13 protein-coding genes and 1 pseudogene are annotated in these 12,101 nt (G+C 60.6%); 7 read left to right on the forward strand and 7 right to left on the reverse strand.

Annotated features, from left to right (window positions below; translation table 11 throughout):
* Nucleotides 1–110: 110 nt before the first annotated feature.
* Nucleotides 111–1,295: a purine nucleoside transporter PunC gene (punC, locus tag BLV67_RS08415; protein ID WP_069788667.1), complete on the reverse strand. Its 1,185-nt coding sequence runs from the start codon at nt 1,293–1,295 to the stop codon at nt 111–113.
* 122 nt (nt 1,296–1,417) lie between these two features.
* Here punC and punR point away from each other — a divergent pair, with 122 nt between their 5' ends.
* Entirely contained in the window at nt 1,418–2,332 is a 915-nt protein-coding gene (gene punR, locus BLV67_RS08420) for a DNA-binding transcriptional activator PunR (RefSeq protein WP_065929259.1), read from the forward strand.
* A gap of 118 nt (nt 2,333–2,450) precedes the next feature.
* On the opposite strand, the gene BLV67_RS08425 is transcribed toward punR, so the two are convergent.
* Nucleotides 2,451–3,620, reverse strand: a complete 1,170-nt coding sequence (locus BLV67_RS08425) for an aspartate aminotransferase family protein (protein ID WP_069788666.1) — start codon at nt 3,618–3,620, stop codon at nt 2,451–2,453.
* 103 nt (nt 3,621–3,723) lie between these two features.
* On the opposite strand from BLV67_RS08425, the gene BLV67_RS08430 reads away from it, so the two are divergent.
* Nucleotides 3,724–4,629, forward strand: coding sequence for a LysR family transcriptional regulator (locus BLV67_RS08430; RefSeq protein WP_065929257.1), 906 nt, complete (start codon nt 3,724–3,726; stop codon nt 4,627–4,629).
* On the opposite strand, the gene BLV67_RS08435 is transcribed toward BLV67_RS08430, so the two are convergent.
* Nucleotides 4,626–5,249, reverse strand: coding sequence for an HAD family hydrolase (locus tag BLV67_RS08435; RefSeq protein ID WP_069788665.1), 624 nt, complete (start codon nt 5,247–5,249; stop codon nt 4,626–4,628). The genes BLV67_RS08430 and BLV67_RS08435 overlap by 4 nt on opposite strands.
* A gap of 155 nt (nt 5,250–5,404) precedes the next feature.
* Nucleotides 5,405–6,610 (reverse strand): enoyl-ACP reductase FabV, encoded by a 1,206-nt coding sequence (gene fabV / locus BLV67_RS08440; RefSeq protein WP_069788664.1) that lies wholly within the window; start codon nt 6,608–6,610, stop codon nt 5,405–5,407.
* 275 nt (nt 6,611–6,885) lie between these two features.
* Between fabV and BLV67_RS08445 the strand changes: the two genes are divergently transcribed.
* Both BLV67_RS08445 and ppnN read left to right on the forward strand, forming a co-directional pair.
* Nucleotides 6,886–7,710: an aspartyl/asparaginyl beta-hydroxylase domain-containing protein gene (locus tag BLV67_RS08445; protein WP_065929255.1), complete on the forward strand. Its 825-nt coding sequence runs from the start codon at nt 6,886–6,888 to the stop codon at nt 7,708–7,710.
* A 149-nt stretch (nt 7,711–7,859) separates the two neighbouring features.
* Nucleotides 7,860–9,233 (forward strand): nucleotide 5'-monophosphate nucleosidase PpnN, encoded by a 1,374-nt coding sequence (gene ppnN, locus BLV67_RS08450; protein WP_065929254.1) that lies wholly within the window; start codon nt 7,860–7,862, stop codon nt 9,231–9,233.
* 3 nt (nt 9,234–9,236) lie between these two features.
* Here ppnN and BLV67_RS32335 read toward each other — a convergent pair.
* Nucleotides 9,237–9,314: pseudogene (locus BLV67_RS32335) on the reverse strand (RidA family protein); the annotation flags it as partial.
* Nucleotides 9,315–9,535: 221 nt separating this feature from the next.
* On the opposite strand from BLV67_RS32335, the gene BLV67_RS08455 reads away from it, so the two are divergent.
* From BLV67_RS08455 to BLV67_RS08465, 3 genes are all read left to right on the forward strand, one after another.
* Nucleotides 9,536–9,793, forward strand: a complete 258-nt coding sequence (locus BLV67_RS08455; RefSeq protein WP_065929253.1) for an AbrB/MazE/SpoVT family DNA-binding domain-containing protein — start codon at nt 9,536–9,538, stop codon at nt 9,791–9,793.
* A complete protein-coding gene (locus BLV67_RS08460; RefSeq protein ID WP_065929252.1) occupies nt 9,790–10,185 on the forward strand; it encodes a PIN domain-containing protein in 396 nt (131 codons plus the stop codon). Before BLV67_RS08455 ends, BLV67_RS08460 begins: the two co-directional genes overlap by 4 nt.
* A gap of 101 nt (nt 10,186–10,286) precedes the next feature.
* Nucleotides 10,287–10,631 (forward strand): hypothetical protein, encoded by a 345-nt coding sequence (locus BLV67_RS08465; RefSeq protein ID WP_069788755.1) that lies wholly within the window; start codon nt 10,287–10,289, stop codon nt 10,629–10,631.
* A 21-nt stretch (nt 10,632–10,652) separates the two neighbouring features.
* On the opposite strand, the gene BLV67_RS08470 is transcribed toward BLV67_RS08465, so the two are convergent.
* Both BLV67_RS08470 and BLV67_RS08475 read right to left on the reverse strand, forming a co-directional pair.
* Nucleotides 10,653–10,982 (reverse strand): YXWGXW repeat-containing protein, encoded by a 330-nt coding sequence (locus BLV67_RS08470; RefSeq protein WP_065929251.1) that lies wholly within the window; start codon nt 10,980–10,982, stop codon nt 10,653–10,655.
* A 160-nt stretch (nt 10,983–11,142) separates the two neighbouring features.
* Nucleotides 11,143–12,018, reverse strand: a complete 876-nt coding sequence (locus BLV67_RS08475) for a LysR family transcriptional regulator (protein ID WP_069788663.1) — start codon at nt 12,016–12,018, stop codon at nt 11,143–11,145.
* Nucleotides 12,019–12,101: the final 83 nt, after the last annotated feature.

Here is a 12,101-nt window from a genome sequence, read left to right on the forward strand (position 1 = left end):
ATGTGGGAGCGGGCTTGGTCGCGAATGCGGTGTGTCAGTACCGAATATATTGGCTGACACTCCGTATTCGCGAGCAAGCCCGCTCCCACATTTTTGATCGTATTTCAGCTTTAAGCGTTTGCCAGTTCCGACTTATCGGCTTTCGGCCGTGCCAGCCAGTAACCCAACACCGCCAGCGGCGCAGTCGCCAGCATCACAATTACGGTGATCAACAGCGGCTGGTCGATCATCGACGACACCAGCAGGCTGCTCAGAAAACAAAGACCCAATTGCAGGGTGTTCTGCAACGCCGCCGCCTTGCCGGAATTTTCCGCAAAGGGCATCAGCGCATTCGCCACCACGATCGGGTAACTCGCACCGTTGACCAACGCCATCAGGCAGAACGGAATCAACAAGGTGGTCAGGGTCGGCACCGTCAAGGTCGCAACCAGGTACAACGCGACCATGCTGATGCAATAAGCCACCAGCAACCACGGCAGCAGGGTTTTGCCCTGGTAATGCTGCAAGGCGCTGCGACAGCTGTAACCGCCGACCAGAAAGGACAGGGTCGGCAACACGTAACTCAAGCCGATGTCATTCGGGCTGTAACCCATGTCGCCAAGGATGAACGGCGACGCGGTGAGCCAGGCGAAAAAACTGGCCGAACAGGCGGCGAAGATCATCACATTGCCGGTAAACACGCGGGAGGTCAGCAACTGCCCATAGCCAAGGCGCGAAGGTTCGCCCTTCTCGGCCAGACGTTTCGGCATTTTGCGCAGGAACAACGTCGGCAACAGCAACAGCACTGACACCACCAGCAACACCGCGAAAATCGCCTGCCAGCCAAAGTGGTTCAGTACCATCGCGCCCAACAGCGGCGCCAACGCCGGTGACAGCGACATCAGCGGCATGATGCTGGCGAACACGCGGTGGGCCTTGTCGGCCGGGTAACGGTCAATCACCAGCGCCTGCCAACTCACGGCGGCGGAACACACACCAATCGCCTGCATAAACCGTAACGCCAACAACTGCGGCGCCGTCTCGACCCAAAACATCCCGGCGCAGCCCAGCACAAACAGGCTCAGCCCGGCGAGCAGCACCGGCTTGCGCCCCAGGCGATCGGACAACGGCCCCCACAACAACTGCCCGAGCGCAAAGCCCGCGAGGAAAATACTCAAGCTGGCGCCGACCGCGCCCGCACTGATCTGCAACTGCTCGCCCATGGCGCCAAACGCCGGCAAGTACATGTCCATGGCCAGATAACCGAGCATGCTCAGCCCCGCCAGATACCAGGTAAAACCAAAAGAATTTTTCATTGAAGCCTTGTAAGTGCTGCCATCAAACTATTTGCTGACTGGCGCCCATTATGAAGCTGACAGGCTGTGTGTGAAGCGATAATAATTGGACACTTTAATCAAATATTTTGAAGGCAGCCGCTATGTGGTCCGAATACTCACTGGATGTGGTCGATGCCGTGGCGCGCCATGGCAGCTTCAGCGCCGCCGCCCAGGAATTGCACCGCGTGCCGTCAGCCATCAGCTATACGGTGCGCCAGCTGGAGGAGTGGCTGGCGGTGCCGCTGTTTGTGCGCCGCCACCGCGATGTGGAACTGACGCCCGCCGGCCGTCTATTTATAGACGAAGCCCGCGGGGTGATGAAAAAAATGCTTGGCACCCGGCGCTTGTGCCAGCAGGTGGCGAATGGCTGGAGCGGCCAGTTGAAGGTGGCAGTGGACTCCATCGTCAAACCCCAGCGCTGCCGGCAACTGGTGCTGGATTTTTATCGGCAGTTCCCCGAGGTGGAGTTGCTGCTCGAATACGAGGTGTACAACGGCGTGTGGGACGCCCTGGCCGACGAGCGCACCGATATTGTGATCGGCGCCACCAGCGCGGTGCCGGTGGCCAGCCGTTTCACGTTTCGGGACATGGGCCTGCTCAACTGGCTGTGTGTGGTCAGCGCCCAGCACCCGCTGGCGAGCGTCAACGGCTTGCTCAGTGACGACCAACTGCGCCCGTTCGCCTCGCTGTGCATGACCGACACCTCGCGCAACCTGCCCAAGCGTGACACCTGGACCCTGGATAACCAGCGCCGTTTGGTCGTGCCCAACTGGGCCTCGGCACTCGACTGCCTGCGCGATGGGCTGTGCGTGGGCATGGCGCCGGCCCATCAGGTATTGCCGTGGGTCGAGCGTGGCGAGCTGGTGGCGCTGCAACTGAGCCGACCGTTTCCGGCCAGCCCGTCATGTGTGGCGTGGGCGCAGGATAAGTTGTCGCCGGCGATGAGTTGGTTGCTGGAGTACCTGGGCGATACCGAGACCCTGAACCAGGAATGGCTCAATGGAAATGACCTCTGAAGGTGATGCAGATCCCCTGTGGGAGCGGGCTTGCTCGCGAAAGCGGCCTTTCAGTTAGCCCATCGTTGACTGACACTGCGCTTTCGCGAGCAAGCCCGCTCCCACAGTTTGATTCATTTCAATCCAGGAGACGGGTGATGGCCCGTACGATCATCTCAACCTCTTTGCCATCCAGCGTCAGCGGCGGCAACAGGCGGATGATCTTGCCCCGCGTCACATTGATCAGCAGCCCCTGCTCCTGTGCCGCACGCTGGGCCAGGTCACGGTAAGGCCTGGCCAGCTCGATGCCGACCATCAAGCCTTGCCCGCGAATCGCCAGCACCTGCGGGTGCTCGCTCAACTCCACCCGCAACCGCGCCAGCAGGCGCTCGCCCTGTCGCGCGGCGTTGTGCAGCAAACCTTGTTCTTCAATGATGTCCAACACCGTGCAACCCACGCGACAAGCCAGCGGGTTACCGCCAAACGTGCTGCCATGGCTGCCTGGCGTGAACAACTGGGCCACGGCGTCTCGGGCCAGGCACGCGCCGATGGGCACGCCATTGCCGAGGCCTTTGGCCAGGGTTATCACGTCGGGCACGATGCCTTCATGCTGGAACGCAAACCAGGCGCCGGTGCGGCCGATACCGGTCTGGATTTCATCGAGCATCATCAACCAGCCGTGGCGCGTGCAGTGATCGCGCAGCGCCTTCAGGTAACCGGGCGGCGCGGGCAACACGCCGCTTTCACCCTGGATCGGCTCGAGCAGGACCGCCGCGATGCGCGTGCCGAATTTTTCAGTAATGGCCGCCAATGCGGCCAAGTCGCCAAAGCGCACCTTAAGAAAATCCCCCGGCAGGCGCTGGAAACCCAAGCGCACCGAAGGCCCGTCACTGGCGGCCATGGTGCCGAGGGTGCGCCCGTGAAATGCGTTTTCCATCACCACCACCAGCGGCTCTTCGATGCCTTTTTTCCAACCGTGCAGCCGCGCCAGTTTCAGCGCGGTCTCGTTGGCTTCGGCGCCGGAGTTATTGAAAAACGCACGGTCCAGGCCGGACAACTGCGCCAGCCGCTCGGCCAGGCGCTGCTGCCAGTCGATGCTGTAGAGGTTCGACGTGTGCAGCAACAGGCCCGCCTGCTCGCTGATCGCCGTGACCAATTTGGGGTGGGAGTGCCCGACATTGGTTACCGCCACCCCAGCCACGGCGTCGAGGTATTCACGGCCCTGCTGGTCCCACAGGCGCGTGCCCAGGCCACGGGTAAAGCTCAGGGCCATGGGTTGATAGGTGGTCATCAGGCAGGCGGCGGTCATGGTGGCAGGCTCCAGTGCATCGTTGTGAGGCTGCCAGTATCGTTAGCCACCTGAGCTGGATAAACTGCGCATTCCTGCAATGACTTTAAACCAGGACTTGATAATGGATCTGTTCCAGTCGATGTCGGTGTACGTGAAAGTGGTCGAAGCCGGCAGCATGACCGCCGCCGCGCAGGAATGCGGGCTGTCGACCACCATGGTCGGCAACCACTTGCGCGCGCTGGAGCAACGGCTGGGGGTCAGCTTGCTGAAACGCACCACGCGCAAACAGAGCCTCACCGAATTTGGCGGGCAGTATTACCAGCGTTGCCTGGAGGTGCTGGGGCTGGTGGCCGACTCTGAACTTTTGGCGGAGCAGATCCACAGCGAAACGCCCAAAGGCAGCCTGCGCATCACCGCGCCACCGGTGTTCGGCACCGAACGCCTCACACCAGCCTTGAGCGAATTTGCCCAACGCTACCCGCAGATCAATCTGTATGTCGAACTCAGCAATGAGCGCATGGACCTGATCGACAGCGGCTTCGACGTTGCGATCCGCCTGGGCGAGCTGGAAACCTCAAGCCTGATCGCCCGGCCCATGCAGGCCTACACCCTGACGCTCTGCGCGTCACCGGCGTACCTGGCGCGACGTGGCATTCCGCAGACGCCCGACGACTTGCGCCAGCACGACTGCCTGGCGTTTGCCTACCCGGCGAACGACAACTGGCGCGACACCAGCAAACTGTGGCGCATGACAGGCGATGAAGGCGAAGTGGAGGTGCCGGTGGCCGGCGCATTGACCATCAACAGCTCCCAAGGCTTGCGCCAGGCGGCCGTGAACGGCATGGGCATCATCATGCTGGCCGATGCCCTGGTGCAACCGGACCTGGAGAGCGGCAAGCTGGTGGCGTTGCTGACCAAATATCAACTGCCCAGCCGCCCCATGCACCTGCTCTACCGACAGGACCGCTACCGCCTGCCCAAACTGCGCGCCTTCGTGGATTTCGCCATGGAAAAGTGGGCGCGCTAAAAGCTCACGCCCAACTCACGCAAACGCGCCGCAGTGCGCTCGGCCGACACATGGTGAATGCCCTGCCAGCCGAGGGCTTCAGCGGCCTCGATATTGCCGGCAACGTCGTCGATAAACACCACTTCACTGGCCTGGATATCCGGCAAGTGACCACGTACCTGGGCAAGGCTGGCGTGATAGATCGCGGGATCGGGCTTGATCAACTTCAACTCGCCGGACACGACGATATCGCGCAAGTGCTGCAGAAACGGATAGTTGGCCCGTGCGTAAGGAAAGGTTTCAGCCGACCAGTTGGTGAGCCCGAACAGCGGCATATCCGCCTTGTGCAATGCCTCAAGAATCGCCACGCCTTCGGGCAGCGTGCCCCGCAGCATTTCGTGCCAGCGCTCGTAATAGGCCTGGATCAAGGGTTCGTGTTGCGGGTGTTGCTCGATAAGATGGCGAGTGCCTTCGGCCAGGCTGCGGCCGGCGTCCTGTTCGGTGTTCCAGGCTTGGGTGCAGATGTTATCGAGGAACCATTGCCGCTCTTGCTCGTCGGCAATCAGCTGGCGGTAAAGGTGCTGCGGGTTCCAATCGAAGAGGACACCGCCAAAATCAAAAACTACTGCACGAATCGTCATCAGATCCTCCGTTAGCGTGGCTTGATAGCCGAGGGAGTCTGGCAGATTTTGGAAAGGAAGAGTTGCGCGCCGAAGCGTGGGAAGGTTCCCAAAAGGGAGGCTTACAAAGATCAAATGTGGGAGCAAGCCCGCTCCCACATTTTTTTTGAGCGTGTTTAGGCTTGGATCAGGCCCTTGATCTTCACAGTCGGGTTCACATCCGCTTCATAGTCCACGCCGTCGATTTCAAACCCGAACAAGCGCAGGAACTCCGCCTTGTAGCCGGCAAAATCGCTGATCTCGTTGACGTTGTCGTCGGTCACCTGGTTCCACAGTGCAGCCACGGCGTCCTGAACCTTCGGCTCCAGCTCAGCCAGGTCGGCGCGCAGGCGGCCGTCGGCGTCCAGCTTCGGCTCGCTGCCGTACAGGCTGTCTTTGAACAAGCCGTAAACCTGTTCGATGCAACCTTCGTGGGTGCCCTGCTCTTTCATCACTTTAAACAGCAGCGACAGGTACAGCGGCATGATCGGGATGGCCGAGCTGGCCTGGGTAACCACGGCCTTGAGCACTGACACACGGGCGTCGCCCTTCAGCGCAGCGAGGTTGTCGCGCAGGGTCAGGACTTTTTTGTCGAGGTCTTTCTTGGCTTCGCCGATGGAACCGTTCCAGTAGATATCCTGGGTCAGCTTCTCGCCGAGGTAGGTGAACGCGGTGGTCTTGGCGCCTTCGGCCAGCACATCGGCGTCACGCAGGGCGTTGATCCACAGCTGCCAGTCTTCGCCGCCCATGACTTTGACGGTGCCGTCGATTTCTTCCTGGGTTGCAGGCTCAAGGGTGGTGTCGACCACCACGCCTTTGTCGGTGTTGATACCGCGCAGGGTCACGGCCTTGCCGATCGGCTTGAGGGTGGAGGTGTGCACCACGCCTTGCGGGTCGGTACGGCGTGGCGCGGCCAGGCTGTAAACCACCAGGTCGATCTTGCCCAGGTCTTTCTTGATGGTTTCGATGGTCAGGCGCTTGATCTCGTCAGAGAACGCGTCGCCGTTGATGCTCTTGGCGTACAGGCCTTTTTCCACGGCAAACTTCTCGAACGCCGCGCTGTTGTACCAGCCGGCGGAGCTCAGCTTGCCTTCTTCGCCTTCTTTCTCAAAAAACACGCCCAGGGTGTCGGCGCCGCAGCCAAACGCAGCACTGATGCGCGCGGCCAGGCCGTAACCGGTGGAAGCACCGAGAACCAGCACCTTCTTGGGGCCGCCTTCGATGGCGCCGCTTTTGGATACGCTGCTGGTTACGTAGTCGATCTGCTCTCGGACGTTCGCTTCACAGCCAACAGGGTGAGCGGTCACACAGATAAAGCCACGAACCCGCGGTTTGATGATCATAAAATTTCTGCCTCTTCCAAGGGGTCGACGGCCAGTGGTGGCCATTCAACTTCAATCGTACCGGTCTATGACGCGCGAAAAACCGAAGCGTCACGATAGACGTAAATCTTCTGTTTACAAAATTCAATCGGCAAAACCGCGGGCGCAGTGCACCGCCTGGTTAAAAACTGTGTCCGGCTTTCACAAATTCGCAATATTTAAAACGCCCGGCACCTTGATAACCCACTATCATGGCGGGATTGTTTCGCTTTGTTTCAGGTCCGGAGCCTCGCTTCATGAGTAAAAGTGCTGTGCAAAAAAAATTGGTCTCAGTCGCCTGGGTGCTCGGCGTACTGCTGTTCATCTATTGCTTTCCGCTCACCAGCCTGGTGTTTCTGCTGCTGGTGCTGTTCTGCGGCATTTATGACTTCCTGCGCAACGGCCTGTACGACCGCGACACCATCAAGAAATACTTCGTCGGCAACGGCCGCAACACCTGGATATTGGCGCCGTTCAATACCCTGTTCGACCTGTTGAGCCTGCGCAACCGCCACGTCTACACCATGGGCGACCTGCCGCCGGCCTGGCGCGAAGACCTGCAACAGGTCATCGACGACGCCATGGCCAACAAGGACGAAATCATCAGCTACCTCGACGAGCGCATGGCCGAGAAAAAGCGCGGCATGCTGTTCTTCCAATGGTACGGCCGCCCGATCGAAACCACGCTGGACATCCCGCAACTGCGCAAGAAACTGCCGTTTGTGAAGACCATCGGCGTGTCGGTGTTCAACGAAAACCGCTCCACGTCCTTCCACTTCGGCCCGCTGCGCATGATGTTCCGCGTGCTCTACAACATGGCGCCGGCGCCCCATCATGACGGTGTCTACATCCAGGTGGGCAAGCATAAGCACTACTGGCACGATGACCCGCTGTTCATCTTCGATGACACGCTGATGCATGCCTCCTTCAACAAAAACGACGCAAAGCGTTACTGCCTGTTCATTGACATCGTGCGGCCGACCTTGCTGCCCTCGGTGCTGAATGCCGTGATTTCGGGCTTTGCCGGGCTGGTGTTTACCCTGCGTCGGGTTTTCTACAAAAACTGGAAGCTGATTCAGTAAGTTCTGCGGCATGATGGTGTTGACGGTATTTGCGCCCTGCCCTTGCGGCGGCCAAACTAACCGTCCAGTGCGACCGAGTTCGGCGCTCACCATTCTCCAGCCATCGCCGCCCCTGGCGGCTGCGATGGCTGTGCTTTCAAGGAATCAGAATGCTCCAACGTCAAGTCATCAATGCCTCCGTCAGCCCCAAGGGTAGCCTCGAAACCCTGTCCCAACGTGAAGTCCAGCAACTGAGTGAAGCCGGTACCGGCAGCATCTACACGTTGTTCCGCCAGTGCGCCCTGGCCATCCTCAACACCGGCGCGCATATCGACAACGCCAAGACCATCCTCGACGCCTACAAAGACTTTGAAGTGCGTATCCACCAGCAAGACCGTGGCGTGCGCCTGGAACTGTTGAATGCGCCCGCCGATGCCTTCGTCGATGGCGAAATGATCGCCAGCACCCGCGAAATGCTCTTCAGCGCCCTGCGCGATATCGTCTACACCGAGAACGAGCTGGACAGCCAGCGCATCGACCTGAGCAACTCCCAGGGCATCACCGACTACGTGTTCCACCTGCTGCGCAACGCCCGTACCTTGCGCCCCGGTGTCGAGCCGAAAATCGTGGTGTGCTGGGGCGGGCACTCGATCAATACCGAAGAATACAAATACACCAAGAAGGTCGGCCACGAACTGGGCCTGCGCAGCCTCGACGTGTGCACCGGCTGCGGCCCCGGCGTGATGAAAGGCCCGATGAAAGGCGCGACCATTTCCCACGCCAAGCAACGCATCACCGGCGGCCGTTACCTGGGCCTGACCGAGCCGGGCATCATCGCCGCCGAAGCGCCAAACCCTATCGTTAACGAGCTGGTGATTCTGCCGGACATCGAAAAACGCCTGGAAGCCTTTGTGCGCGTGGGCCACGGCATCATCATCTTCCCGGGCGGCGCCGGCACGGCCGAAGAGTTCCTGTACCTGCTGGGCATCCTGATGCACCCGGACAACCGCGACGTGCCGTTCCCGGTCATCCTCACCGGGCCGAAACAGGCCGCGCCGTACCTGCAACAGTTGCACGCGTTTGTGGGCGCCACCCTTGGTGAAGCGGCCCAGGCGCACTACCAGATCATCATCGACGACCCGGCCGAAGTGGCGCGCCAGATGACTGCCGGGCTCAAGGCCGTGAAGCAGTTCCGTCGTGAGCGCAATGACGCGTTCCACTTCAACTGGCTGCTGAAGATCGACGAAGGCTTCCAGCGCCCGTTCGACCCCACCCACGAAAACATGGCCAGCCTGCAACTGAGCCACGCGCTGCCGCCCCATGAACTGGCGGCCAACCTGCGCCGTGCGTTCTCGGGGATTGTGGCCGGTAACGTCAAGGACAAGGGCATTCGCCTGATCGAGCAGCACGGCCCGTATGAGATCCACGGCGACCCGGCGATCATGAAGCCGTTGGACGAGCTGTTGCAGGCGTTCGTCGCCCAGCACCGCATGAAGTTGCCGGGCGGCGCAGCCTATGTGCCGTGCTATCGCGTGGTGCAGTAACTGGCGCTGCACCGCCACACATTTGATTTCCACCAATAGGCCGGGGTGTGCCCGTTCGGACACCCCGATTGTGGTCCAGGCGCGTAGCCGGCGCGTTCGACAATGGGTTGCATGGCGGCGGGGATAATGAGCTGACGTTCGGTCATAGCTTGTATCTCTTTGGGTCGCAGGCGGGCGTGTGAGCGCGCAACGTTCGAGCTAGGGTTTTACTTGTTACCCACTCACTCACATCAGCCGAGCACCCTATGGACCAACGGATCTTGTCCTTCATCAATCCTTACCCTAACGTAAGGAATATCACGATGGAGATCTTCGCTATGGCCACCGCCACACTCACCTCAAAAGGGCAAATCACTATCCCCGTGCAAGTGCGCACCGCGCTTGGCCTGGAAACAGGCGACCGGGTTGAATTTGTCGAAACGGAAGACGGCAGGTTTTCCATTATCGCCGCGAGCAAAACCGTGCAGGACCTCAAGGGGCTGATCCGCAAGCCCGCACAGGCCGTGTCGATCGAAGACATGAACCGCGCCATCGCCGCGCAAGGAGCAAACGCCGGATGATCGGGCTCGATACCAATGTGCTGGTGCGCTACGTCACCCAGGATGACCCTGTGCAATCCCCCAAGGCCTCGGTGCTGATCGAGTCGCTCACCAGCGTGTCGCCGGGCTTTGTCAGCCTGGTGTCGGTGGTGGAATTGGTCTGGGTGCTGCAAAGCTGCTATCAATCGGCCAAAAGCGACGTGGTGACCGTGCTGGAAACGCTGCTGCGCACCCGTGAGCTGACCGTCGAGCACGCCGAGATCATCTGGCAGGCGCTGCGACGATTCACGGCCGGCAAAGCCGATTTCGCCGACTACCTGATCGAACGCTGCGCCCACGCAGCCGGCTGTGAATACACCGCCACCTTTGACCTCAACGCGGCCAAGGCCACGGGGATGAAACGCCTGGCCTGAGCCGCAGCATTGCGACGAATGCCGGGCTTTGGTAAAAAACGCCATCGCCCTTGATCAAGAGAACTCACCACGTGCGCACGTTGCTGCTTGTTGCCATGGCCATGGCGCCCACCCTCGCTTTGGCCGACACCATCACCTGGCCCGACCTGCCGAAAACCTGTTTCGTCAGCGGCCGCTCCGCGACCACCGTGGACATCGACAGCGGCTGCGCGGCATTTACGATGAATGTACAAGGCAAGCCGGCGGGTTCACCGATCAACGTGGATGTGCCGCAGTACGCCCTGCATATGGATGAAACCACCGGCAAGGAAACACCGGTGATCATCATCCAGGCCGAAGAACAAGGCGAGACCCAGATAGTTGGCTATCAGGAACTGGGCAGCGATCAACTCGGTGCCGCGTTGCTGCGTGAGGTCAAGCTGTTAGGTACCCAAAAGCCGAGCTAGCCGTTTTGTGAGGTGCCAGGTTCAGCGAACCCAGCCACCGCGCTGCCAGTGGTAACCGTCATTGCGCTGCACCCAGTGCGGATGCACATAACGATAACCTTCGCGCACCTGCTCCCAATGGCCGTGCACCGCTACATAGCGCCCGCCTTCCCAGCGCCAGTAACCGCGTGACCACACATAGCCATAGCGTGCCGCCGGCTCGACTTCGATCACTTGCACCGGCGGCGGCTGTGGCGCCACCACCTCGACATACTCACGTTGCACCGGCCCGCGCTCATGCACCACGCGCTCTTGTACACACCCGGAAGCCGCGACGACAAACGCCGCCAATGCCGCATAACGTAGCAACATACACACCCCTCGGGCGCCAGCGCCCAACGAATACACCAGAAAAAAAATGCCCCCTTGCTGCAGCCTTGCTCCTGCTTGGCACTGGGTTATTTGTAACAGGTGGTGTCTGTCAGGTTGCTGAACCTGAGGTATTCGCACCCCAGGGCCGGTATTTGAGCGCTCAAGCAGGTCCGAATCGCCCCAGCACCGTCTCGACAAAGCGCCGCAACTTGGCCGTGCGCTGGCGGTTCGCCGTGTAGACCAGATGCATCGAGCGGCTCGGCGCCTCAAAGCCTGGCAGCACCCGCACCAACTCGCCCTTGGCCAGTGCCGTGCGCAAGAAGTCTTCAGGGCCGAGCACGATGCCGAAACCATCCAGGGCAGCCATCATCAACGCCCGGCTTTCGTTGACCTGTAAACGGCTGGCAACCTGCACCTTGTGCACAGTGGTGCCTTGGTAAAAGACCCATTCACGCTCTGCAGGGCGTGACCAGAACGCATAGCCCAGACATTCGTGATGCTCTAGGTCTGACGGCAGCAAAGGCACGCCCCGTGCGGCCAGGTAGGCAGGCGCGGCGCAGGCCACCAGGCGATAAGGTGCCAGCGGCCGCGCCGTAAGGCCGGTCGTGGCCAGGGGACCGATGCGAAAAGCCGCTTCATAACCCTCCTCCACCAGGTCGACAAAACGGTCGGTCAGGTGCAAGTCGATTTCCACATCCGGGTTGTCACGCAAAAACCCGGTAATCAGCGGCATCAGGCTGTAGGAGCCGAACGTCACCGGGGCGGTGACCTTCAACTTGCCGCGCGGGGTGTCATTCATGATCTGCGCCAGCGAATCGGCCGCTTCGGCTTCGGTCAGGATATGTTTGCAGCGCTCGTAGTACGCGCTACCCAACTCCGTCAGGCTTTGCCGGCGTGTGGTGCGGTTAAGCAAGCGGGCACCCAGGTGCTGCTCCAGCGCGGTGACATGCTTGGCCACCATTTGCGGCGACAGGTTCAAGCGCTCCGCCGCGCGGGCATAAGAGCCCAGCTCGGCGGCCGTGACAAACGCACTCATGCTGGTTAGACGGTCCACGATTAACTACTCCCAGTAACTACACCGACTCCAAACCACCCATTTATCACCCAATGGTTGCCAAT

The sequence above is a fragment of the Pseudomonas salomonii genome (assembly GCF_900107155.1).
Classification (GTDB): domain Bacteria; phylum Pseudomonadota; class Gammaproteobacteria; order Pseudomonadales; family Pseudomonadaceae; genus Aquipseudomonas; species Aquipseudomonas salomonii.